The organism is Denitromonas halophila, from assembly GCF_007625155.1.
Taxonomy (GTDB): domain Bacteria; phylum Pseudomonadota; class Gammaproteobacteria; order Burkholderiales; family Rhodocyclaceae; genus Nitrogeniibacter; species Nitrogeniibacter halophilus.
Map to the genome: position 1 here is coordinate 310,136 of NZ_VMNK01000015.1, position 25,241 is coordinate 335,376.

The following is a 25,241-nucleotide window of genomic DNA, read 5'->3' on the forward strand; positions in this document are numbered from 1 at the left end:
CGACCGCCGTTTTTGGGTGGTCGCCCGTGTCCGTTGACCCGGCTCAATGACTTCGAGAGCCGAGGAGAGCATGTTGCCAGCCAATAGCGAACACCCCGTTCGGACGGAATTTGACCTGTTGAACATGCTGTTTGGCCAGAAACTCGCCACCCGGATCATCGGCGTGCTGGTGGCCTTTTTCCTGCTCGCGCTGGTGGCCATCGGGCTCACCCTGTATTCGTCATGGAAGCTCGAAGGCGTGGCCGCGGCGATCAACGATGCCGGCAGCCTGCGCATGCGCTCCTGGAAAGTCGTGCATCACACCGCCGTATTGCCGCTCGAGGGTGCCACCCGCAATGCTCGCCTGGCAGTCTTGCACAAGGACATCGCCGATATCGAGCGCGTGCAGTCCGGCCTCGTGCTGGGTGACCCGGCCCGCCCATTGTTCATTCCGCGCGACGACGGAATCCCTGACGATGTGGCCACGATTGCCCGGATCTGGCATTCCGACATGCGTCCCCTGATTGAACGTGTGGTCGGTGCGCAAACGGCCGCGGCCGCGGAGCAGGCCTCGGTGGCATTGGAGGGGGCGACGCACACCTACGTCACCCGCATCGACACCGTGGTGAAGAAAATGGAGCGCAGCTTTACCGCGCACACCAATGTGTTGCGTAGCTACCAGGTGTTGTTGGTAGCGCTGGCGGTGATTGGCACGGTGGTGCTGATGCGGTTCTTCTTTGTCGCCGTGATCCGCCCGCTCGATACCCTGCAAAGCGGCATGCAACGGATGGAGCGCGAAGATTTCAGCGCCCGCGTGCCGGTGCTCACCAATGACGAGTTCGGCGAAGTGTCGCGCGGCTTCAACCGTATGGCCGGTCACCTCGAAGGGCTTTACGGCACACTCGAAGAGCGGGTGGCCAACAAGACCCGCTCCCTGGCCGAGAAGAATCGCGAACTGTCCATTCTCTACAACATCGCGCGGCTGTTGCGGCGGCCGATGAGTATCGAAGAGCTGTCGCGCAGTTTTCTCGAAGAAGTCCGTCATACCTTCGAGGCGGACGCGGCCTCGGTGCGGCTCTTCGACGCCGAGGCCGATAACCTCTACATCACTACCCACCAGGGGCTGGCCACCGAATTCATCGACGAAGAGGCGATTCTCGATTGCGGCAACTGTCTGTGCGGGCAAGCGGTACTGGGCGATATACCGATTGTCAGCAGCACGTCTGATCCGGACGGCGCACGTACCCGGGACACCTGTCTCCGAGCCGGTTTCGTGACCGTGAGCGCGGTGCCCGTCAATCACAACAATCGCGCGCTGGGCATTTTCAATCTGTATTTCCGGCGCAAGGTGGAGGTGTCGGAGGGCGATCGCGAGGTGCTGCAAAGTCTCGGTCAGCATCTGGGTATGGCCATCGACAACGTTCGGCTGCAGTCGCGCGAGAAGGAAATGGCGGTCTCCGAAGAGCGCAACTTGATCGCCCGCGAGCTGCACGACTCCATCGCCCAAGGCCTGGCTTTCCTGAATTTGCAGGTGCAGATGCTCGACGATGCGTTGACCAATGATCGCCAGGAAGACACCGGCGAAGTGCTCGAAATGATCCGCCAGGGCATCCAGGAGAGTTACGCCGATGTGCGCGAACTGCTGCAGCATTTCCGGGCACGCGTGCCACAACAGGATCTGGCTGCCGCGTTGCGCCTTGCGCTTGAGCGTTTCTCGCAGCAAAGCGGCGTCAGCGGCGAATTGCGGGTGCATGGTGCGAGCCCGCCAACGGTGGCCGAAGTGGACATCCAGGTGCTGTACATTGCCCAGGAGGCCTTGTCGAATGTTCGAAAGCACGCACATGCCAAGCATGTGAGCGTCGACTTGTGGCGTGATGCGGAGGGGGTGCGGCTTGAAATCCGCGATGATGGCGTCGGTTTTGACAAGACGGCGGCCGGCGCACCCGAGTACGGCGAGCATGTGGGCTTGCACATCATGGGTGAGCGGGCGGCCCGCATTGGCGGCGTGCTCGACATCCAGTCGCAAAAGGGCGGTGGCACCTCGGTCAGCCTGATGCTGACGGCCACCGAGCAGGAGGCAGCACAGACATGACGGAACGAATTCGCATCTTACTGGTGGATGACCACGGCTTGTTTCGCAGTGGCATCAAGTCCTTGCTCAAGCGCAGCGACGAGTTTGAAGTGGTTGGTGAGGCGGCGGACGGGCTTGAGGGCGCCAAGCGTGCCAAGCAACTCGCGCCCGATGTGGTACTGCTCGATCTGCACATGCCCGGCGTCGGGGGGCTGGATGCGCTCAAGCTGATCCTCGAAGAGGTGCCGCAGACGCATGTGCTGATGTTGACGGTGTCGGAAGATTCGGAAGATCTGCTCACCACCTTGCGAGGCGGTGCCACGGGCTACCTGCTCAAGAATATCGAAGCCGAAACCCTGATTGACGCCATCCGCATGGCCTCGCGTGGCGAACCGGTGGTGTCACCCCTGATGATGGGCAAGCTGCTGGCCAATCGCAGCCATGGCAGCCCCAGTGCTGCGAACCCGGTCGCGGCGGACGCCGAGCTCGACAAGCTCACCCCGCGTGAGCGCGAGATCCTCGCCTGCATTGCCAAGGGTCAGAGCAACAAGCAGATCGCGCGTAACCTCGAGGTGGCCGAAAGCACGGTCAAGATCCATGTTCAGAGCGTGCTCAAGAAGCTTCATCTGAGCAGCCGGGTGCAAGCCGCGGTGTTTGCGGTTGAGCGGGGGTTTGCCGCGCAATGAGCGCGAAGCCGATTGTCTATTCCTGTTCGGGTTGCTCCAGCGCGGCGCAGCTGGCCAATCATTTCGCGCTTCGACTGGATCGTGAGGGACGGGCGGACATGTCGTGCATCGCCGGCATTGGTGGGCATGTTGCGCCCTTGGTGCGACTGGCGCGCTCGGGCCGCCCCATGTTGGCACTCGATGGCTGCGTGCTGGCCTGTGTGCGCGAAACGCTCGCGCAGCATGGCCTGACGCCGACGGTTCATGTCCGGCTGGACGCCTTCGGCGTCAAGAAGCTCAAGAAGGCCGATTTTGACCCGGCCCAGGCCCGCGCGCTGTATCCCCGAGTGCTTGAGCAACTCGCCGCCGGTGTCTCGCAGGACGGGGCCAACTGAGCCCTTTTGGGGGCAGTTTGCGCCCGGTTGTGTTGCGGCGCAATATTAAGTTTTGGTTACATCTATAAAGCACTCTGCCTCGGTGACGATAGCCTCTTCGTCCGGAAATAATGCGAGTGCACATAATGTCCCTGAAACTACGAATCACTTTGTTCAGTGCGCTGATCACCGTTCTGGTGGCGCTTCTGATGGGCGCTCTCGGTGCTGTCGGCCATCACCAGATGGGCGAACGTTTGATTGACGCTGAGCAGCGCAGCAACGCTGGCGTATGGTCCCGAGCGCTTGGCCAGCTTTACCGGCAGATGGATGGTGCCGTCACTGCGCTGGCGGGCGAGTTCGATCTGCGCTCGGCGCTCAAGCAAGGTGATGCCGAGGCATTGGCGGGTTATGCCGAACGCTTCATCGCTCTGACCGGCGATGGCGGTGGCTACGACCACCTGTCGATTCACGCACCGGACGGCCGGGCACTCTATCGCAGCCCGTCGTCACCGCCATTGCCGATCGGTGATCTGGTGGCCACTGCGGCGCGGCAGAAGGATGCGCTGGCCGATCTGTCCGTTGCCGGCGGCGCACCTTGGGCGGTGAAGGTTTTTCCGCTGACCTCGCGCGAGCGCTTGATTGGCGTGGCGGTTCTGGTCAAGGGGCTGGGGCCGATGGCGGCAACGATGGCCGACGGCAGCGAGCAGGGGGTTGTCATATGGGGCGAGGGCGGCTCGGCACTGGCCAGTGCGCTGCCGGCCGGTGTTGATGCGGGCCGGCTGCAGGGCGCGTTCGCCGGCGAGGCGCGGCAGACGGTGTGGCGCACCGCGAACGCTGCCTACCGAGTCAATCGTTTGCCAGTGGTCAACGCCAGCGGGGAGACGATCGGCCACTGGCTGGCTGTGCGCGAGGCCACCGCGGCGCTGGCTGAGGAGTCGCGTTTTCTGATTGTCGCGGGGGTGGCGCTGGTTTTGATCGTGGCGCTCAGCATCGCGGGCTTGTACACCCTGATGCAGCACTATTTGGCGCCGTTGGTGCGGGCGGCCGGATTGGCTGAAGCCATCGCCGGTGGCCGGCTGTCGGTTGAGGTGGCGCGCGGCGGGGTGGCTGAAGTGGCCACGCTGGAGGGCGCCATGGCACAGATGGTCGGCGGGTTGCAGGCGCTGGTGGCTGACATCGGCCAGGTGTCGGCCCAGGTCGATGCCGCAGCGGGGCAACTCGATCTCGGCGTGCGGGATGGCCATGTCGATCTGCTGGCTCAGCACGGGGAGTGCCGCGACATTACCGAGGCGGTGGACGAGATCACCTGCTCGATCGGTCAGATCGTCGATAGCACCCGCTCGGCCAATGCTGCTGCGGTGCAGATCGAGCGTTTGTCGGCGCGTGGACGCGAGGCAATTGCCGAAAACCGTGACGCCGTCGCCGTGCTGTCGACGACGCTGGCGCAGGCCACGGATGCCAGTCGGGCAGTGCACGGGCTGACCGCGCAGGTGACCGAGGTGCTGGGCGAGATTGGCGAGATCGCCGATCAGACCAACCTGCTGGCCCTCAATGCGGCCATTGAGGCGGCACGGGCGGGCGAACAGGGACGCGGCTTTGCCGTGGTGGCCGATGAGGTGCGCAAGCTGGCCGGACGGACGCGGCAATCGACCGAAGTGGTCGGCGGTATCCTGCAGCGGCTGTCGAAAGACGTCAGCGGTGCGGTCGATCGGCTCGACGCGGTGGGCGAGGCCATGCGCCACACCCAGCAGCAGACCGAGGTGCTCAACGCGCGCTTCTCGGATATTGCCGAGCAGATCGGCGGCGTGGCGCAGCTGAACCAGGCCGTCGCGTCCGCCGTGCATTCGCAGGAAGGGATCACCGAGACCATTGCCGAGCGCATGCGTGGATTCCAGGGCCGCTCGGAGCGCGCCGTGGCGCACAGCAGCGAACTCAGCGACACTTCGCGGGCGCTGCGGGCGCTCGCCGAAGCGCTGAAAGCGACGACGGCGCGTTTCGCATGAGCCCCGGTGGGCACGTTTTGGCGTAATCTCGGTCCGACCTCAGAGACATGGCCGGGAGCATGACATGCGACAGGTGACCATCGTTGGGGCGGGCAAGATCGGCGAGGTGATTGCCGACTTTCTGGTGTCGAGCGGCGATTACGCGGTGAGCGTGGTCGATCGCGACGCAAAGGTGTTGGCGCGGCTCGCACAGGCGTTACCCTCGACCACGCTGCGCCAGATTGACGTGACCGATGCCCGCCAGCTTGCTGCGGTGCTGGCCGGCCAGGACGCGCTGATCAACGCCTGCCCCTTCGACCTGAGTGAATCCCTGGCTCGCGCCGCCGTTTCGGCAAGGTCGCACTATCTCGACCTCACCGAAGACGTGGGCAGCGCACGCACGATACGGGCGCTGGCCGATGGCGCACAAACGGCGGTGGTGCCCCAATGCGGTCTCGCCCCGGGCTTCATTTCCATCGCTGCCTACGATCTGGCCCGGCGTTTTGACGAACTGCACGATGTGCACATGCGGGTCGGCGCGCTGCCCAAGTTTCCGTCCAACGGCCTCAAATACAACCTCACCTGGAGCACCGACGGGCTCATCAACGAGTACCTCAACCCCTGCGAAGCGATTGTCGGCGGTGTGCTCAAGGAGATGCCGGCGCTCGAAGAGCTGGAGCATTTCTCGCTAGACGGCGACGACTACGAAGCCTTCAACACCTCCGGCGGCCTCGGCACGCTGTGCGACACGCTCAATGGGCGGGTGCGCAATCTCAACTACCGCACGGTGCGCTATCCGGGGCATCGCGATGTAATGAAGCTGCTGCTGCACGACCTGCGTCTGGGCGAACGGCGCGCGCTGCTCAAGGAAATACTCGAGTCATCGATCCCGGTCACCATGCAGGATGTGGTGCTGGTGTTCGTGAACGTGAGCGGCATGCGCGACGGCCTGCTGATGCAGGAGACCTTTGCCCGCAAGATCTACAGCCGTGAGGTCGGCGGGCGAATGCGCAGTGCGATTCATGTCACGACGGCCAGCGCGATCTGTGCCGTACTCGATTTGCTGATGGATGGCCGCTTGCCGCAGCAAGGCTTTGTCCGGCAGGAAGATATCTGCCTGGACGAATTTCTGAGCAACCGCTTTGGTCGCCACTATGTGACCGATGGTGAGGAGCCACAGACCGCGGCCAGCGGTGGTTTGCGACAACAACCCTAGGAGACGATGGATGAGCGCAGCGCGTATTTTTGAGGCATTGGGGCTTGACCATGGGCGGCTGACCGACGGCGACTGGGTGGTTTCCTCTCCGATCGATGGCGCAGAGATTGCCCGTGTGGCGCTCGATTCGCCCGAGGCGCTGGAGGCCAAGCTGGCGCGCAGTGTCGAGGCCTTTGCCCAGTGGCGGACCGTACCGGCGCCGCGCCGTGGCGAGTTGATCCGGCGCTTTGGTGCTTTGCTTCGTAAGCACAAGGCGACGCTGGGCGCGTTGATCACGCTCGAAGCCGGCAAGATCACCGCTGAGGGCGAGGGTGAGGTGCAGGAGATGATCGACATCTGCGACTTTGCGGTCGGGCTGTCCCGCCAGCTCTATGGCCGAACCATCGCCTCCGAGCGCCCCGAGCACAGCCTGCGCGAGACCTGGCACCCGCTGGGTCCGGTGGGCGTGATTTCGGCCTTCAATTTTCCGATGGCGGTGTGGGCCTGGAACGCCACGCTGGCCGTGGTGTGCGGCAACAGCTTGCTGTGGAAACCATCCGAGAAGACGCCGCTGTGTGCCATGGCCTGCCAGCACCTGTTTGCGCAGGCCATGGCCGGTTTTGATGGCGCCCCTGACGGCTTGTCGCAAGTGGTGCTGGGCGGCCGGGAGACCGGTGTGGCACTGGCCGATGATGTGCGCGTGCCGTTGATCAGCGCGACAGGCAGTTGTGCCATGGGGCGCCAGGTGGGCGCGCGGGTGGCGCAGCGCTTTGGCAAATCCATTCTGGAACTCGGCGGTAACAACGCCATTATCGTGACCGCCTCCGCCGATCTCGATCTTGCCGTGCGTGCGATTGTCTTCGGTGCTGTCGGCACCGCCGGCCAGCGCTGCACCACCACGCGCCGTGTCTTTGTTCAGCGTGAGGTGGCCCCGGTGCTTTTCGAGCGCCTGCAGCAGGCCTACGCGGCTTTGCCCATCGGCGACCCGCGGGAGGCTGGCACATTGGTGGGCCCCTTGATCGACGCGCGGGCTTTTGCGCAGATGGAGCACGCCTTGCAGGTTGCGCGGGAGCAGGGCGGCAAGGTGGTGGGCGGCGGGCGCGTGCTCGCCGATCGCTACCCTGACGCCTACTACGTGCTTCCGGCATTGATCGAAGGCGGTGGCGCACTGGACAACAGTTTTGAAGAGACCTTTGCGCCGGTGCTGTATTGCTTTGCCTACGACACGCTCGACGAGGCCATTGCGTGTCAGAACGCGGTGCCGCAGGGCTTGTCGTCCGCGATCTTTACTACCGATGTGCGTGAAGCCGAGCGGTTCTTGGCCGCCACCGGAAGCGATTGCGGCATTGCCAATGTGAATGTTGGCACCAGCGGCGCTGAGATTGGTGGGGCGTTTGGAGGTGAAAAAGCCACTGGCGGCGGGCGGGAGTCCGGCTCCGACGCCTGGCGCGGATACATGCGGCGGCAGACGGCGACCATCAACTACTCCGATGATCTTCCGCTGGCGCAAGGAATTCGCTTCGGCTGATGCCGGGCCGGATTCAGATTGGACTGGGGACGGGCACGATTCGGGTATGGCGGGATTTTTTGGCGGGAGACATTGCCGCGTCGGCCCCCATCAGCGGTGCTTCGTGTGAATCCGGTGTACCTGCGAAGCGATGCCGCCGCTGAAGCACACGTGCAATTGCGTGTCGCCACAGAATTATGCCATCTGTGGTGGGGCGTGCCTTGTGCTAAGTGTTTTCAGATGATGTCGAGAGCATTTGGGCGAAGTCGTCGGCGGGGACGGGGCGGCTGAACAGAAAGCCTTGAAAAGCTTCGCATTGGTGTTCTTTCAGAAATGCCAGCTGCCCTTGTGTTTCAACCCCCTCGGCGACCACGCTCATATTCAGGCAGCCCGCCAATGCGAGGATGGCACGCACGATGGCGGCGCTTTCGGGGCGGGTTTCAACATGGGTGAGAAAGCTGCGATCAATCTTGAGTTCGTCGATGGGCAATGCACTCAAGTAGGACAACGAGGAATATCCGGTGCCGAAGTCATCGATTGAAAGTTGCACCCCGAGTGTGCGCAGCTCATTGAGCATATCCGCAACTTTCAGTGGTTCGATCATCAGCAGTGATTCGGTCAATTCAAGTTTCAGATGTCGTGGTGCGACGCCGTGGCGCTCAAGTGCGCCCCGTACGCCATCTACAAATGCGCCATGCCGAAACTGCTGCACCGATACGTTCACCGCGAGTTGGCCGGGGATGAGGCCCTGGCGCTGCCAAGCGCTGTGTTGTCGGCAGGCTTCGTCGATGACCCGTTGGCCGATCTCCACGATGAGTCCGGTCTCTTCCGCCACCGGAATGAATTCCAGCGGTGATACCTGCCCATGCTCGGGGTGCTGCCAGCGCAGGAGACATTCGGCACCGATAAGCGCGCCAGTATCCACGGTGTACTTGGGTTGAAAGTGAAGCGTCAGTTCGTTTCTATCGAGCGCCCGGCGTAGCTCTGCTTCCATGTTGAGGCGTGAGGAGGTGCGTGCGTTGAGCTCTTTTGAGTAGAACTGAAAAGCCCCATTCGGATTGGCTTGGGCAGTCTGCAATGCGCGGACGGCAATGGCGGCGCTGTGCTGCACCGCATCGATATCGGTTCCGTCTTCGGGGAAGGTCGCAATGCCGATGCTGATGGATATGAAAATTTCCTGCTCCTCGACGACAAAGGGATCGGTCGTGGCCACGAGCAAACGGCGTGCAATTCGCGCGATGCTCTCGGCGGTGAGATGGCCAAGGAGTAATAGGGTGAATTCGTCGCCGCCCCAGCGTGCCAGTCCTACGCTGGCTTCGGTCTCGCTCAAGGTGGCGAGCAGGTCGCTGTCACGGCAGGCATCGTCAAGTCGTTTGGCGATGCCTTGCAGGAGTTCATCGGCACGGCCGGGGCCCAGTGCCTCCTTGATTTCGCGAAAGCGATCGATGTCGATCTGCAGCAAGGCGCCGGTTTGCTGGTAACGCTGGGCGTGCTTCATGGCCCAGTCGAGGCGATCGATCAGCATGCGCCGGTTGGGCAGGCCGGTGAGCACGTCGATGTAAGTTAGACGGTCTTGATAGGCCTTGGCTGCCAGCGTATTGCGCACGCGCAGCACGAGCTCGCTTTCGTCCACCGGTTTGGCAAGGAAGTCGGTTGCGCCCATTTCCAAGGCTTTGAGCTTGGTCGGCGCGTCGGACGATGAGGTCAGCACCACCACGGGTAGATGCTCGAAGCGTTCGTGCGTGCGTAACTGTTCCAGGATCTCGAAGCCATTTACATGGGGCATCAACAGATCGAGCAGGATGATGTCGGGGCGTTCGCGTTCAACTGTTTCCATGGTTTCGCGCGAATCGCCCACCAGCACAAAGTGGGTGTATCCGGCGTCTTCGAGAAACATCTGGATGATCTCTAGCGTGATTGGCTCGTCATCTACCATCATGATCGTGGCGCGTTTCATCGCGCTCCACGACCGGTCGGCATTTCCCGCCACCGAGACCTCCGCGCTAGCGTTGGGGGAATCTTGTGTCGTCATTGTTTTTCGCAGTGGCGTGCCCGTGCCCGTGCCCGTCTCCCGATCAGTCAACGACCAGATTGAGGGAAAGTTAAGTCGCGCACCTGGTGTCATGGCGCTCTGCTGGGCGTGATGTCTATCGTTGAACCGGCTGGGGTCATTTGTCTTGTCAGTGCGCCGATTCGATTGATCCAGCGTTGGCAGTCGGAATTGTTGCCGGCTTTGGCCGCGGCTTCCAGTTCGGTGGCGGGCTCGGTAAAGTCGTCGAATCCGACGGTGCCGGCCGCGCCTTTGAGCCAGTGCGCGAGCCCAGCCAGTTCGGTGAAGTCAGCCGCGCGGTGTGCGGCTTCGATTCTTGGCAGTTGTTCATGCATCCGCTGAATGAACTTGCCGATCACCGAGTGCAGGCGCGGATTGGCTTCGAGACGTGAGCGAACCGGGCCGATCACTTTTGCAGGGGCGCAGGGCTTTGTTTTGCGGGGCGTCACGATGGGTGTGTCCCCGGGCGCTGCAATGCGGTCGGCGATGTCGCGCAGGGTGTCGACCCATAGCGCACTTTGCGCCGCGTCGTTGGCGCGGGCGGCAGTTTCGAGTTCGGCGGCCGGTTCGGTGAAGGCGTCGAAGCCTACTGTGCCACCAGCGCCTTTGAGCCAATGTGCCAGCTCGACCAATGTGCTGAAATCGTGCGCGCGCTGGGCGGCTTCGATGGCGTGCATCTGCTCGCGCATGCGCAGCACAAACTTGCCGATGACCGGGTGCATGCGTGTTTTGGTGGCCAGTCGGGACGGGATCGCACTGCGATCCGGCACGCTCGGCTCGCCCACGTTTTTTGTGACGGACGATGTCGGGTTCGTGCCTTCTCGGTAGCCACCGACGATGTGCGCCACGGTGGCCAGCAGGGCGTCGATGTCGACCGGTTTGGTCAGATATGCGGTACAGCCGGCGGCGATGACTTCCTGTTCATAGCCTTGCATGGCGTTGGCGGTGAGCGCCACGATGGGGGTTGTCAGCCCCGCTTCGCGCAGGGTGCGTGTGGCGGTGTAGCCGTCCATGACCGGCATTTGCATGTCCATCAGGATCAGGTCGTATGTCTTGGCCTGCGCCATGTCGACGGCGATCTGGCCGTTCTCGGCCTCGTCGAGCGTCAGACCGAATTCGCCCAGCACCGTGGCGACCAGTTCGCGGTTCTCGGCGCCGTCATCCACGACCAGAATGCGGGCGTTTTTCGGCAGGATCCAGCGGGCCGTTTCGACATCGGCACTGACCGCGACGGACGCTTGCAGGGCTGCGTCGTCGAGCAGGCGAACGCCTTCGAGCGAGCCCGTGGTGAGCGCAATCGAGAAGGTGCTGCCTTCCCCCGGCACGCTGGTGGCGGTCACATCGCCGCCCATGGCGCGTGCCAGCCGCCGGCTGATTGCCAACCCCAGACCGGTGCCGCCGAAGCGCCGATTGACGCTGCTGTCGGCCTGCACGAAGGGGTCAAAGACCTGGTCGACCTTGTTTTGGGCAATCCCGATGCCGGTGTCGTGAACGTCGATGCGAAGTGCGGCCGGATCGTTGCGGGTATCGAGCGCGAGCGTGACGGTCACTCCGCCGTGTTCGGTGAACTTGAGTGCGTTGCCGATCAGGTTGGTCAGAATCTGCCGCAGCCGTGCCGGGTCGGACTGGATGGTTTCGGGAATTCGCCCGTCGACGACCAGATCAAGCTGCAGGTTCTTTTCCTTCGCGCGCACGCCGATGGCCTGGATGACCTGATGGGCGAGCGCATAGGGCTGGCAGTCGATGGCTTCGACCTCCATACGTCCTGCTTCCACCTTGGAGAGGTCGAGAATGTCGTTGATCAACGCCAGCAGATGGGTGCCGCTGGAATGGATGGTGGCCAGATGCCTGGCGGCGTCGGCGCCGTCACGCGAATAGCCGCGCCGCAGAATTTCGGTAAAGCCGAGAATGGCGTTCATCGGCGTGCGGATTTCATGGCTCATGTTGGCCAGGAAGTCGCTCTTGGCCCGGTTGGCCGAGTCGGCCGCGTCCTTGGCTTTTTCCAGCTCGATACTGTTCTGCTCAATGCTGGTGATGTCGTCCAGGCTGATGAGCACGCCGCCGGGCTGGCGGCCGCCGGTGAGAATCGGTGCGCAGTTGATCTGGAACGTATGCAGGCTGCCGTCAGGTGCGCGCATATGGACCGTGTTGTTGGTGTGTACCTCGCCGTCGTGCAAGGCGTGGGCCCAGGGGGCCGCCTTCAGATTGAAGTCACCGCCTTTCGAATCGGTCCATGGCAGCTTTTTGGCATTCATGCCGATCAGCTCGGTCGCCGGCTGGCCGGTGAACTCGGCGAAGGCGCGGTTCGCCAACACCACGGTCTGCCGGCGATCGAGGACCAGCAAGCCTTCAGTAAGGGTGTCGAGAGCGCTGCGAACCCGGTCCGGGACCGCACCGGATGGGTCCAGATGGCGCAGCACTTTGCCCAGATAGAAATAGAACACCAGCAAAGCAGAGAGGAAAATGAATCCGACCAGCTTTACCCAGGGGTTGAACAGCCAGCCTGCGAGGCCTTCGGGCGTCACCGGTCGAAAGCGCAGTTCGAGTTGTCCCCAATGTTCCTTGCCCGAGAGCAGCGGCACATGAAGCTCGGTGTCGGTGGACATGTCTGCATTGTTCAGCGTCCAGTTGGCCGCGTGGGGGCCGGCTTGCATGATGATGGTGCCTTCCTCGGTGCGCAGCGCCGCCGAGAGCACATCCGGGTTGCGTTTGACCACCAGTCGCAGCGTGGGCGCGAGCCAGTCGACCTGTCCGCGCGCGGTCATTTCGGCGGCCGTGACCGCGATGGCTTCGGCCAGTGCGATGCGGCCGTCGCGCACGGCGGCTTCTCGGTCCGGGATCAGCCCCAGGAAGCCGGCCGCCAGCACGATGCTGATGACCAGGAAGGCGAGGCCGATGGCAATGTGCGCCTTGGCGCCGAGTTTTCGGATCATGCCTGCGCTCCTGGCTTGGGTGCCACGGGGGGCGCGTCGCCTTCGTCGGGGTCGTCCGGGCTCTGGTTGACCATGGCTTCGAGCGAGTCGTCGTCGTTGCTACCCCGTTTTTTGCCGGCGCTGTTCAGGATGGGCAGTGGATCGAGCAGGCGCCAGGCTGGCATGGTGGACAACAGGCTGGTGAGCAGCACGCCGCCGCGAATCAGCCAGGCGACATATCCGATGGTGAGACCTGCGCCGGTGACCATGGTGGCCCCAATGCTTTGCTGCTCGCCCTGCGTTTCGCCTTCGGCACTTTCTCGGAGCTGGTCAAAGGCTTGTTCGAGACGCGCTTCGCGCAGTGCGGTGTTGACCTGCCCGTTGACCGACAGTGTGCTGACAGTTTCACTGGGTGCGTACAGCACGGCGAGAATATCGGTGGTCGACAGTGAGAGATTCAGTGATGCGACGTGGTGGATCGTGATGCTGATGTTGCTCTCATCCTGCGCGACGGTGGTTTGCGGCGCCGATGTGATAGCGACGGGTAGTGTCGGCAGTGTGCTGTCGACGAGTGGTGCGGATATCGACGCAGGCGAAGGCTCGCCGGTGCTTGCTGGGGCGGTGTCGGGAGGTGTCGCTTCGGTGGGGGCCTCAGTGGTTTCTTCGGTGATCGGTTCGGTCACAAGCGCTGGCTCTTCGGCGGTGAGCAACTCGTCTGGCCCGCTCGTCGGGGTGGCTGGTGCGGGCGCAGTCACCGAGACGGGGAGGCTGGTCACGGTGTTGCCATCGCTGACATCGAGAATCAGATTGGCCGTGCCGTAGCCGCCGCTGTGGCCGGCCACGACGCTGATGCTGCGGGTGGCGCCGCTGCCGGACAGCACAATGGCCGAGTCGGGCAGCACGGCCGGGTTGGACGAGCGCGCTGTGACGGTCAGCGCGGCGGCGCTGGTCTCTGCATCACCGATGGTGAAGCTCAGGGGGCCGAAGCCACCGCCTGCGGTGATGACCTGATCTGCAATGGCGCTGATGCTGGGGGCATCGTTGATGTTGGTGAACGTGATGTTGGCGACCGATGCAGGCGAGTCGAGGGTGCCGTCGGTCAGCGTCAGCGTGTAGGTCGGTGCCGCTTCGCCGCCATTGTGCACAAAGCGCACCTGGCCGCCGGCGACATCGGCCTGGGTGAATTGGGTGACGGGCGTGGTCGGTGCGCTGGCGAGCGCGAAGTAGCCGTTGCTCAGCCCGCTCACGGTATAGCGGACGGCGCTGTCGGCGTTGTCTGCATCCGAGCCTGCGAGTTCGCCGCTACCCAGGGTGATAGTGTCGCCCTCGTTGAGTGTGAGTTGGTTGACCGAGATGTCCGGCATGTCATTGACCGCGTCGACCACCAGGGTGGCGGTGTTCGGCGTGGCGACGATGCCATCGTCGACCGCGAAACTGAAGGTGGCTGTGCCGTTCCAGTCGGCTGTCGGTGCAAAAGTCCAGGTGCCGTTTGCGTTGTCGGTGAGGACGCCGCTGCCGGAGGTGAGCGCGAGGTCGACTGCGGTCAGCGTGTCGCCGTCGAGGTCGGCCGTGCCGGCCAGCAATTCGCCTTGGGTGATGAGGCGGGTGCCGTCTTCGGCGAGATTGCCCAGGTCGATGGCGGTGACCGTGGGTGCATCGTTGACCGGCCGCACGATCAGCGTGACCGTATCGCTGGTGGCACTGAAGGCGGTGCCGGCAGTGGTGTCGTCGAGCGTGCCGGCCGTGCCGCTGCTCGCATCCCAGGCGACAAAGCGCAAACCGGCGGTCGTGGTGCCGGCGTAGTTGGCGTTGGGCTGGAAGGCGAGGCGGGTGTTGCCGTCGGCCAGCAGAAGCAAGCCGCTCGTGGTCGACACGCTGCCCAGGGCCGTCCAGTTGTTGCCGCCATCGGTGCTGACATGCCAGACCCCGTTGGAGGTGTCTGCGGCGATGACCGCAATGCCAAGCGAGCCGCCGGTGTCGGGGTCGGTCATGTTGCGCGGGCCGGTGCCCGCGGTGCTCAGCCCGATGATCGAGTCGATCGGGATGCCGACGTCGCCGACCGGCACGCCGCTGTCTTCGTCGAGCGATAGCGTGGCGTTGCCGGTGACGGTGAGAACCGGCGCGTCGTTGACCGGCGTGAACGTGATGCTGCCGTTGATCGGGGTGACGGTGGCCGCGCCGTCGGTAAGCGACAGGGTATAGGTCGGCGCCACCTCGTTGCCGTCATGCTCGAATTGCACCAGACCGGCGTTGACGTCGGCCTGGGTGAAGCTGGCGATCGCCACGCCGGGCGTGGCGACCCACGCAAAAATGCCGTCCGACACCGCTTGCACGGTATAGCTCAGGCTGGCCGGCGGGCTGTCAATGTCGCTGGCCGAGAGGTTGGCTGCGCCAAAAGCTACGCTCGCCCCTTCACTGATGCTCAGCGTGTTGGCCGTGACGGCGGGGGCGTCATTGACGGCTTGCAGGTCCAGCGTGGCCGTGTGGCTCGTGGCGCTGAAGGCGCTACCCACGGTGGTGTCGACACCGGTCTGGCCGTCGTTGCCGAAAGTCTGGTCCCAGGCTTTGAAAGTGAGCGTGTCCGCGCTGGTGCCGAAGGCATCGGCGACGGTGCTCTGGAAGTAGAGTCGGTTCAGGCCGTTGTCTGCGAGCAACAGGGCATTGGTGGTGCTGAGTCCGCTCGGTACAAGCGTCCAGTTGCTGCCGCCGTTGGTGCTGTACCACCAGTTGCCGGCTGAGGTGTCTGCATCGGTGAGTGCGATGCCGAGCAAGGCGCCGGGGTCGGTGTCGGCGACGTTTTGCGGACCGCTGCTGGCGCCGACGAATGAAACCAGCGCGGGCAGAGTGAAGCCCACCGCGCCAACGGGTGAGGGTGCGTCTTCAGTGGCGATGACCGTAATCGCGATACCGGTGTTGAGCGTCGGTGCCTGGTTGACCGCAGTGATGATCAGATCGACGGTGTCGGTGGCGGTGCTGAACGCGGTGCTGCCGCCGCCCGGCAGCGGGTTGGCGCCGCCGCCGTTAGTGCCGGTGCTGCCGTCCCAGGCATGGAAGCTCAGGCTGTTGGCGAAGCTGCCGGTGGCCGTGTCGGTGTGGTGGAAGTACAGGCGGGTGTTGCCGTCGGCGGCGAGCAGGCGCGCTTCGCCAGCCGGCAGTGCGGCGAGGTCGAGCAGGTTCCAGCTGGCACCGTTGTCGATGCTGTAGTGCCACATGCCATGGGTCGAATCTGCGGCGGTAATGGCGATGCCGGCCACTGCGCTGCTGTCGGGGTCGGTGACGTTTTGCGGTCCGCTCCCGCTGCCAGCCATGGTGACCAGCGTTGTGACACGCACGCCGACGGCGCCCACTGGCGCGCCGTTGTTTTGCAAGATACTGAAGCTCAGCGGCGTATCGGCGAGTGCCGGCGCGTCATTGATATTGGTGAAGGTGATGTTGGCCGTCGAGGCGGCGGAGCCGAGGTCTTCGGTGTCGGTGAGGGTGAGGGTGTAGGCCGGCGCCGCTTCGCCGCCGTTGTGCACGAACTGGATCTCGCCGTCGATCACCTCCTGCTGGGTGAAGCTGGTGACCGCTACCGCGGGGCTGGAGACGCGGGAGAAGAAGCCGCCGGTGACCGCCGTGACGTTGTAGCGCAACAGGCCGGGGGCGTCTTCCACGTCGCTGCCGGCGAGCATGGCCGGTGTCAGCACCACGGTCTGACCTTCGCTGATGACCAGCTGGTTGGTCGAAATCACGGGCGGATCATTGACGGCGTTGACGGTCAGCAGCGCGGTGTCGGTAGCCGTGCTGAATGCGCTGGTGCCGCCGTTGGTGCTGGTGTCGGCAAAGTCGCCGTTGCTGTCGCTGCTGCGGTCCCAGGCGCGGAAGTCGAGACTCGGTTGGTTGCCTGCCGCTGTATTGAAGTTTGCATTGGGCGAAAAGGCGATACGGGTCTGGCTGTTGGCGGCCAGAAGCAGCGCATTGCTGCTTGAGAGCGCGGCGCTGTTGATCAAGGTCCAGTTGGCGCCCCCATCAGTACTGAAGTACCAGTTGCCGTTGCTGTTGTCGGCGCTCAGCAAGGCGAGACCTGTGATGCCTGTCGAATCCGGGTCGGTCACGTTTTGCGGCCCGCTGCTGCTGCCGGCCAGGCTCAGGAGGGTGCTGATGAGGGTTCCGGTCACGCCGCTCGGCGGCCCCGCGTCTTCGTTGATGGCGACCAGGCTGGGGGCGACAGGGGTGAGCACTGGCGCGGTATTGGGTGTCGATGCTTCGGGCCAATCGAAGGTTCTGGCGCTGATCGCGCTGCTGTCGCCGGCGCGGTCGCCTTCCCACGCAATGACGATCTGGCCGCGCGAGTTGATGGCGACAGCCGGTTGTGATTGATTGGCTATGGTGTAGACGTTAACCGCGATTTCCGCGCTGGCGTTGCTTGCGCCGGGTTCATAGCTGCGGGCAAATATCCCCTCTGCGTTGCCATCCTGGTTTTTTGACTGCCAGGTCACCACGGTATAGCCGGCCGCGTTGATCGCTACGTCGGCGAATTCTTGCTTGTCGCTCGTGGTGGTGTTGACCTGCACCACCGTACCGATGGGGCTGCCGGACGCAGTGAAGTTTTGCATGTAAATGTCTTCTTTCGGGCCGCTCCGTCCGCCCTCATGCCAGAGCACCACGAAGTTGCCGGCACCATCCACAGCGACGGCGGGGGCGTCGGGATCATTGGAGTGGCCGCCGGGCATGAGAATTTCAGTGCCGCCGTTGTTCAGTGCATCGAACTGGCGGGCTACGATGCGCTTTCCGTTGGAGTCGTCGAACCACGTGACGACGACGCGGCCATCGTTGGTGAGCGCGACGTCGGAATCGTCTTGTCGTTGGGAGGTCGTGGTGTTGACGGCCGTGATGCCGGAGTTTGGCGCGCCGGCGACGTCGAAGCGGCGCATGAAAATGCCGTCAGTGTCGCCGCTGCCCTGGCCGTCCCAACTGACCACGAAATCACCCGAGCTGTTCATTGCTACGCTGGCATTTGACTGGTCGCCTGCGGTACTACCTTCGTTGATCTTGATGTCGTCAGTTTGTGCGACACCGGCACTATTGAAGATGCGCGCGTAAATGTCTTCATTGCCGTCCTTGTCGCTGGTGAATACAAATACGATGCGGTCATTGCCGTCGGTGGCAACCTCGCCTTGGTTTTGATTGCCACTGGACGTTGCGCTGATCTGAAAGAAGCTGCCTTGTTTGCTTCCGTCGGCATTGAAGATCTGGCCGTACACTTTTTTGGCGGTGTCGTTGGTCCAGGTGGCGACCCAGCGGCCATCGTCGAGTATGGCGACAGCCGCGTCCGCTTGAGTGCCAGAAATGGAGGGCTCCACGTTGATATCACCACTGCTTGCGGTGACGCCGAGTGCGCCCTGCCAGCGTGTGCTCGACAGCGCGACGCTGTCGAGCACGCCGATGCGGTGCTCTAGCACCCAGTCGCCGCCGGCGCCGGTGAGGTCGTCACTGGCGGCGACATCGGCGCCGCTCAGGCGGGCGAGGGTTTCGATAAAGCCGAGCCCGGTGGCGTCGGCAGCGACATCGCATCCGTAGAGCAGGATGTCGGCGTCGTCGCTCAGCGCGCTGGTCCAACCGGCGATGCTGCTGGCGCGTTGCGTGAGCGCGGTGGTGTCGACGGTGCTGTTGCCAAGCGCAAGCTGACCGCTGCTGCCGTGCGAGAGGATGTGAATGGTGCCGATGTCAGTGCGCCCGGCCAGCGCGGCGCTGATCTGGTCGAGGCCGTTGGCGTCTGCGTCAAGCCAGATGATGTCGAGCGTGCTGAGATCGCGATCGAGTGCTCCCAGCAGTTGCTCGGCGTTGTCGATACTAGCGTCGATGAAGACGATCTCTTGCCGGTGTGTCTGCGCGGCGTCGTCGGCGGAGGTGTTGATCGGTGTGGTGTCGAGCAGACGCACTTCGGCGCTGGGCGCGGTGGCGTCCAGCCCGGCCGGCATCAGGTCGGCCGAGTAGAGCAGCCGCGGCTCCATGGTTTCGAGCTCGGGGCCGCGGCGCGGCGCGATGGTGCTGCCGGCGCGTGACAGGAGGCGGTCGAGCAGACGCAGCATGTGGGTCGCCTTTACATCCGCTGCCGTGGCGCGGCGGTCGTACGGCGGGTGAAGTCGGGTAGCGTCGGATCGATGCGTAGTGCGCGGCGATCGCTTGCCGGGGTCGGTAGACTGGCGGGCTTGACGCTGCCGCCCGTGTCCTGACGGTCGACGAAGGCGGCGATGCAGCGCACGCCGGCCGGGATGGCGTGGTCGGCGTTGGGTAGCGTCAGGCGCGCGCGGAAGGTGTTGCTGGCCGCATCCATGACTTTGTCGACCCGGGTGACCTGCGCGCTGAGCACGCCCAGGCCGGGCAGGTCGGGCTGGATGTCGGCGATCATCCCTGGTGAGATCGTGCCGTACAAGGTGTTGGGCAGCACGACCTCGACCCGTAGCGGGTGGATTTTGGCAATGCGTAGCACCGGCTTGTCTTCGACGCGCTCACCCACCGACAGATAGCGGTCGGTGACGATGCCATCGAAGGGGCTGTGCAGCACGCGCTCACCCAGGCGGGCTTCGGCCAGTTCGAGCTCGCGGCGCGAGATCTGCTGGATGTCGCGGGCTTGGGCGAGCTTCTCGGCCGAGACGCGGTGTTCGGCTTCGGCCTGGTCAAGTGCCTGGGCGGAGATGAACTTGCGTGCATGCAGGTCACGCGCGCGCTTGAGGCGCTCGTCGGCGAGTACCAGATTGGCCTGGGCGGCGCGGATGTCGGCCTCGGTTTGCGCGCGGCTGCGGGCGACGTCGATCTGAGCGCGCTCGACGGTGTCGCGCAAGGTGGCGAGTACGTCGCCCGCGTGGACGATGTCGCCGCGTTCGACCCGAATGCTGGCGATCACGCCGGTGATGGCGGCGCCGATGTCGGCGGTTTGGTCGGGCTCGATCAGGCAGCCAATGGGTTGGTCTGCCGGGGCCGCGAAGGCGCCAAAGGCGACGAGTGCGAGGAGGGAGGCGAGTGTTTTCATGGGCTTACAGTCCGGTGCCGCGATAGGCGTGGCGCTGTTGGCGGGCGTGATCGTCGCGCAACAGGGCGGTGCGCATATGGCGTTCGCGCACTGCGGTGAGATGTTGGCCAAGGCGAAAGAGCGCGATGATGGTGCGCTCGGAAAGTATGGGTAGCACGCGCGCAAGGGCGCGACGCACGGCGGGTGATACGCCGATGTCGGGGGCATCGGTGTCGAGCGCACGGAAGTGCTCGGCACTGCCGGGGTCGCCCTGCCGGGCGCAGCGGCCGATCAGTTGGCGGTCGATGCGTCGATTGGGGTTGTGCTGGCAGCAGATGACATGCAGGCCGCCGCCGGCGCGCACGGCGTCGGCCAGACGAATGTCGGTGCCGCGCCCGGCCATGCGGGTGGCGACGGTGATGCGCCCGGGTTGGCCGGCTTGCGCGACGATGGCCGCTTCGTCGGCGTCTTGCAGCGCGTCGAGCACGGTGTGCGCGATGCCGGCGGCAGTCAGCATGGCGGCGAGCTGGCGCGAGTCACGGACTGAGTCGGTGCCGATCAGCACGGCGCGGCCTTGTGATGCCAGCGCGGCAGCGCGTGCGGCGGTGGCCTGCCACATGGCGTGTTGCGTGGTGAACACGCGCGGCGCCAGAATGCGGCGCGCCAGCGGACGGTGGGTCGGCAGGCGGATGATCGGTCGGTCATACACCGTGGCCAGTTCGGCCGCCGTTTCGGCCAGCGTGCCGCTGATGCCGGCCAGATGGCAGTAGCGCGGGAAAAAGCGCTGGTAGGTCATTTGCGCGGCGGTGGTGGTCTCCTGTCCGAGCGGACAGCCCTCTTTGAGTTCGATGAAACGGTGCAGCTCTTGCGACCAGGCGCGGCCATCGGCGATGCGGCCGGTCTGGGTGTCGATGATTTGCACACGATCGTCTTTCACGACGTAGTCGCGGTCGCGGCGGTACAGGTGTAGCGCGGCCAGCGCTTGGCATAGCCGGGCATCGCGAGCGCGAGGGTGGCCGCCAAGGGACTCGGCAGCGGCGCGCCCGGCGTCGGTGAGCGTGGCGCGACGCGATTCGGTGTCGAGACGAAAATCGCGGTCGGCATGCAGGCTGGTGGCGCAGGCAAGCGTGGCGTGGAGGGCGGCGACGTTCAGCGGCGTGGCTTGGGGCCGCGAGAGAATCAGCGGGATGCGCGCTTCGTCGATAAGCACGCTGTCTGCTTCGTCGATGAGCGCCATGTGCTGGCCGCGCTGCAAGCGTTGCGCGCTGCGCGTCGGGTCGGTGAACTGGCGGGTCTGGTTGATCAGCGCGTCGCGTTCGGTGGGCGCGAGGACCGCGTCGCGCAGGGCGTCGAAGACCAGTTCGCGCGCGGTGAGATAGGTGATGTCGGCACGGTAGGCCCCATGGCGCAGTGCGGGCGCGTCGCCGGCGCACACGGTGGCCACGCGCAGACCAAGGGAAGCAAACAGCGGCGCCATTTCGGCGGCATCGCGGGCCACCAGATAGTCGTTGGCGGTGATCACATGTACCGGCAGGCCGGCGAGCGCGCCGGCGGCGGCAGCCAGCGCGACCACCAGGGTTTTGCCTTCACCGGTGGCCATTTCCACAAAACAGCCTGACAGCAGGGCATGCGCGGCGGCGAGCTGGGTGTCGTGCGCGTGCAGGCCCAGGCTGGCTTCGGCAGCCAGGGCGGCGGCGGCGAGACTGCGACGGTGAATCGTATGATCGCCTCGTGTGTTGTTGAGTGACTGACGAAGCGTGGTTACATCCACCCACGACTGGCGCTGTTGTGCTGCCATCTCGGTGCGGATTGCGGCCACGGCGGCGCGCTGGCGGTGAGTGCGTATGCGTGTGCCGGCGTGGCGCAGGCGGCGCCAGAGCGTGCGGGCAAGGCTGGGCGCGGTGTCTTGCGCCCCTTGACTGGTCGGTCGCGGGAGGCGGTGTCGTGCCTGTGAGGCGGCAAGGCGGGGCAGGCGCAGGGAGGTCATGTCAGGGCGCCTGGTTAATAAATTGCAGCAACACCTGCCGGCCACGGCGTAGCCATTGGGAGGCCAGGGGCTCGTCGGGGTGAGCGAAGCGAACCCAGACTCGCTCGCCAACGTGCCCGGTAGTCTGACGATCAAGCGCGAGTTCGATTTCGAAAATGGGCGCGATGGTGTGCAGCCGGTCTGGATCGTCGGCGCGCGTGGCTAGCGGCCCGCCGAAGTGGTCCGACAGCGCGGCGCTGGGCAGGCGGTGGCTGGCGCCTTCGGTAAAGCGGGTGGCGTATGCGGGTATTGGCGCGCCGGTGGCATCAGCGAACCGGACACTGACCGCTTGTGTGGCTTGGCGAATGTAGGCGATCTGGTCGTCCGCCACGACGGCGCGAATCTTCAAGCCGCTGTCCGATACCACATGGCCAAGGCTGTGGCCGCGTGGCAAGTAGGTGCCGGGTAGATCGTTCTGTTGTGGCAAGGCGAGTCGGCCGTCGACGCCGGCGCGCAGCGACAGGGCGGCGATACGTTGGCGTACGTCGGCCAGATCTTGCTCGACCGTGACAATCTGGGTGCTCACATTGCCAGCTTCGCGCGGGTTGGACAGCAGGCTGCCGTAGCGCCGAGTTTGCAGGCCGACGAGTTGTTGGACCAGCGCGCTCTCGGTGGCCGCGAGCTCGGGGTCGTCGAGCCGCGCGATGAGTTGGCCGGCGGTGACGGTGTCGCCATCCCGAGCCAGCACCTCGGTGACAAAGCCGTCCGTGTCGGTATGCAGTTGGGCCTGTTCGGGCAGAGCAAGCACGCCGGCTACACGTGTCGAGGACGGAGCGGGGACGAGCGTCAGCAGCGTCAAAGCTACGATAAATACGACGCCGATCCGGCTTTGAGTGCGTCGGCGCGTCGGGCCTGGTTCGCGCCCGATCCAGCCCTGGATGGCGCGGTAGCTGGGGGTGATGACCAGCGTGGCGACCATGAAGAGGCCGAGTATGACGCCGAGGACGCTGGAAAAGCCGGCAATCCATTGCGCGATCTGGTAGCTGATCAGCAACTGAAACAGCCATGCCGCCGGTGCGTAAGCGGCCAGCCAGCGCGCTTCACCAACCGCGACCGTCATGGGCGGGCGCTGAAGACCGAGCAGGTGTTGGCCGATGCGGTGGTGCCACCAGCGCCGGCTGCGTGAGGCGAGGTTGGGCAGGTCGAGCGCATCGGACAGCACGTAGTAGCCGTCGAAGCGAAGCAGGGGGTTGCCGTTGAACAGCAGTGAGGACACCGCGCCGATGAAGAAGGCGGTGAGGGCGATGTCCTGAATCAGACCGGGCGCGACGGCCCACCAGACCCAGAAGGCCAGCGCGGCGATGAGCAGTTCGGTCATGATGCCGGCGGCGCTGACAATCACACGTTGGCCACGTGCGAAACCGTTGGCGGCAGAGGCGTCGAGATAGGGCACGGGCATCAGCACCAGCAAGGTGAAGCCGGCCGTGTGCACCGTGCCGCCCCAGTGGCGCACGGCGAGGCCGTGGGCGAGTTCGTGGAGGGCTTTCATGAGGGGGTAGACGCCCCAGGCAATCAGCGCGAAGCGGGGCGATTGAAGGCCCTCGCCGATTGCCGTGCCCAGGCGGGTGCCTTCCGCACCGGCGTTGAGTGCTGTGATTAGGATCACTGCAAGCCATGCCAGCAGAACGGGCAGGCAGAAGATGCGTTGGCCGAGCGCCTGGAACCGATCCAGCAGGCGTGATGGGTCGAACAGGCGAACCCGGATTGCAAGCGGACTGAGGGCAGCGAGACGTTGTTTGCGGGCTTGCTGGCGGGCATGGTCGAACTGGGTGAGCAGATCGGGCTGGACATCGGCGCGTAGGAAGCCGGCGGCGCTGAGTTGGGCGAGCAGATCAAGGACTTCGGGCTGGCTCGGAGCGTCGTCGCCGAGTGTGTCGTGCAGGCGGTGCCACAGGGCGTCGACCGTGTGGTGGCCGTCGAGCAGTCCAATAAAGCGCCAGGCCGTGGCATTCAGCCGCAGTTGCTGGCGGGAGTCGGGCGCGGTTAACAATTGCCAGCGGGTGCCGCGGCTGAGCAGCCTGCGAGCGTGGACTGTGCTGCGCAGGGCGGGGCATAGTGCAGCGATTTCATGCCACTGGGGGCTGTAGAGGGGGGCGGTCATAGGCCGAACCAAGCCCATTGCTGCAGACGCAACCAGTTGCGTACGCGCTTGGTCCACTGGGCCGCGAGCGGTGCGGGCGCGGTGACGATTCGGGCATAGCCGCGCATGCCGGGTTTGACGGCGTCGGGGGGGGAGGTGAGGCGGGCTTCGACTTCAATGAAGTGGCGTCCGTCCCGTTGCATGGCGACCGGTAGTACGCGTACGACGGTGAAGTCGATGGCGTCGGCGGGCATGGCGCTCAGGGCTATCTGGCCGGATGCCTGGGCCGAGAGGCGATGCGCGTCGCGCTCGTCGAGTTCGATCATCAGTCGGTATCGGGCCTGCGGTGCCAGCACCAGCAAGACTTCGCCACGCTGCACGGGCGTGCCCTGGGCCTGGTCGAGATCACCGGAGAGGACGATGGCGTCCATCGGTGCGCGGATCAGGCCGCGGTCGAGTTGGTGGTCGATGAGGGCGATGCGGGCGCGGGCTTCGTCGGCGCGGGCGCGCTGGACTATCATCTGCGCGCGATCGGCGGTGGACAGCGCAGCGGCGAAGGCGTTGTCGTGCTGGGCCAGCTCGCTCTCGTGCTTGCGGCGTTCAAGTTTTGCTTCGCGGTCGGCGAGCTCGACCAGGATCTGGCCTTCGTGCACGACGTCGCCTGGGCGAACGAAGGCGCGCTCGATGTAGCCATCAGCAGGCGCGGTCAGCGCGCGCTGGATTTCGCCCTCGATACGGGCTTCGGCGGTGATACCGGCCGGGATTGGGATGGCGAGCACGGCGGCGAGTGTGAGTGTAATCACGGCGGTGGCGCCGCGGTACCACGGGTGTGAGCTGTCGTGCGGGTGAAATGCTTTCGCCAGTCGTTGGTGCAGTGGTGCGTCGCGCGCGGCGCGAAGCTGAAGCACAGGGCCTGCGTGGGCCGCGACCTGCGCGATGAGCGCGATGTCGTCGGCATTGAGCGACACGTGGGAATCGGCTTCAACGAGGATCGCACCAATCGGCATGTCATCGACCGGGATGGGGACAGTGCAGACCCAGCCGCCCAGATGATGAGCGAGGGCTGCGTGGGCGCGGGTGATGTTCAGGCTGTCGGGGTGCGTGGACGGCGCCTCCAGCTGCGTTTGCTGGTCGAGTGCTTCGTTGACTGCGGCGTCGATCAGGGGCTGGGCTTGGGGTGATGTATCGGCCAGGGCCAGATGTGAGCTGGCGTGACGGCGTGCCTGGCCTTTGAAATCCAGCAGGAGGTGTACCGCACGCAGGGGCAGGCTGGTCGCCAGCTCCGTTGCGATGGCAGTGGCGGCTTCGCGCACATTGTTGCCCGACAGCGCGCGGGCCTGGCAGAGCAGGGCGAGCGCGAGCCGTCGAGTGTGATCGTCAGAGGAGGCGGTCATGGTGCGCTGGGCCTT

13 protein-coding genes are annotated in these 25,241 nt (G+C 64.8%); 6 read left to right on the forward strand and 7 right to left on the reverse strand.

Translation table 11 applies throughout. The features are described from left to right. Window positions 1–70 precede the first annotated feature (70 nt). The 6 genes from FHP91_RS15870 to amaB all read left to right on the forward strand — a co-directional run bounded on the left by FHP91_RS15870 (window position 71) and on the right by amaB (window position 7,794). Entirely contained in the window at window positions 71–2,071 is a 2,001-nt protein-coding gene (locus tag FHP91_RS15870; RefSeq protein ID WP_246116335.1) for a histidine kinase, read from the forward strand. Beyond that, a complete protein-coding gene (locus FHP91_RS15875; protein WP_144310509.1) occupies window positions 2,068–2,736 on the forward strand; it encodes a response regulator in 669 nt (222 codons plus the stop codon). The genes FHP91_RS15870 and FHP91_RS15875 overlap by 4 nt, the downstream gene beginning before the upstream one ends. Next, entirely contained in the window at window positions 2,733–3,110 is a 378-nt protein-coding gene (locus tag FHP91_RS15880; RefSeq protein ID WP_144310510.1) for a putative zinc-binding protein, read from the forward strand. The genes FHP91_RS15875 and FHP91_RS15880 overlap by 4 nt, the downstream gene beginning before the upstream one ends. Window positions 3,111–3,235: 125 nt before the next feature. Then, window positions 3,236–5,092 (forward strand): methyl-accepting chemotaxis protein, encoded by a 1,857-nt coding sequence (locus FHP91_RS15885; RefSeq protein ID WP_186301583.1) that lies wholly within the window; start codon window positions 3,236–3,238, stop codon window positions 5,090–5,092. A 64-nt stretch (window positions 5,093–5,156) separates the two neighbouring features. Beyond that, on the forward strand, window positions 5,157–6,287 hold the full coding sequence (locus FHP91_RS15890) for a saccharopine dehydrogenase family protein (RefSeq protein ID WP_144310512.1): 1,131 nt from the start codon (window positions 5,157–5,159) through the stop codon (window positions 6,285–6,287). A 10-nt stretch (window positions 6,288–6,297) separates the two neighbouring features. Further along, a complete protein-coding gene (amaB, locus tag FHP91_RS15895) occupies window positions 6,298–7,794 on the forward strand; it encodes an L-piperidine-6-carboxylate dehydrogenase (RefSeq protein ID WP_144310513.1) in 1,497 nt (498 codons plus the stop codon). Window positions 7,795–7,999: 205 nt separating this feature from the next. Here amaB and FHP91_RS15900 read toward each other — a convergent pair whose 3' ends face one another. The 7 genes from FHP91_RS15900 to FHP91_RS15930 are packed head-to-tail and all read right to left on the reverse strand — an operon-like array spanning window position 8,000 to window position 25,226. Further along, complete coding sequence (locus tag FHP91_RS15900) at window positions 8,000–9,898, reverse strand: putative bifunctional diguanylate cyclase/phosphodiesterase (RefSeq protein ID WP_222105228.1); 1,899 nt, start codon at window positions 9,896–9,898, stop codon at window positions 8,000–8,002. After that, entirely contained in the window at window positions 9,895–12,756 is a 2,862-nt protein-coding gene (locus tag FHP91_RS15905; RefSeq protein WP_144310514.1) for a hybrid sensor histidine kinase/response regulator, read from the reverse strand. The genes FHP91_RS15900 and FHP91_RS15905 overlap by 4 nt, the downstream gene beginning before the upstream one ends. Beyond that, entirely contained in the window at window positions 12,753–18,806 is a 6,054-nt protein-coding gene (locus tag FHP91_RS15910; RefSeq protein ID WP_144310515.1) for a cadherin-like domain-containing protein, read from the reverse strand. The genes FHP91_RS15905 and FHP91_RS15910 overlap by 4 nt, the downstream gene beginning before the upstream one ends. An 11-nt stretch (window positions 18,807–18,817) precedes the next feature. Continuing rightward, window positions 18,818–19,747: an efflux RND transporter periplasmic adaptor subunit gene (locus FHP91_RS15915; protein ID WP_186301584.1), complete on the reverse strand. Its 930-nt coding sequence runs from the start codon at window positions 19,745–19,747 to the stop codon at window positions 18,818–18,820. A 4-nt stretch (window positions 19,748–19,751) separates the two neighbouring features. Further along, window positions 19,752–21,713 carry a preprotein translocase subunit SecA gene (locus tag FHP91_RS15920; RefSeq protein WP_144310517.1) on the reverse strand — a complete coding sequence of 654 codons (1,962 nt, stop codon included), beginning with the start codon at window positions 21,711–21,713 and terminating at the stop codon, window positions 19,752–19,754. A 1-nt stretch (window position 21,714) separates the two neighbouring features. After that, window positions 21,715–23,853 (reverse strand): PqqD family peptide modification chaperone, encoded by a 2,139-nt coding sequence (locus FHP91_RS15925; protein ID WP_186301585.1) that lies wholly within the window; start codon window positions 23,851–23,853, stop codon window positions 21,715–21,717. Beyond that, window positions 23,850–25,226 carry an HlyD family efflux transporter periplasmic adaptor subunit gene (locus FHP91_RS15930; RefSeq protein ID WP_144310519.1) on the reverse strand — a complete coding sequence of 459 codons (1,377 nt, stop codon included), beginning with the start codon at window positions 25,224–25,226 and terminating at the stop codon, window positions 23,850–23,852. Before FHP91_RS15930 ends, FHP91_RS15925 begins: the two co-directional genes overlap by 4 nt. Window positions 25,227–25,241 lie beyond the last annotated feature (15 nt).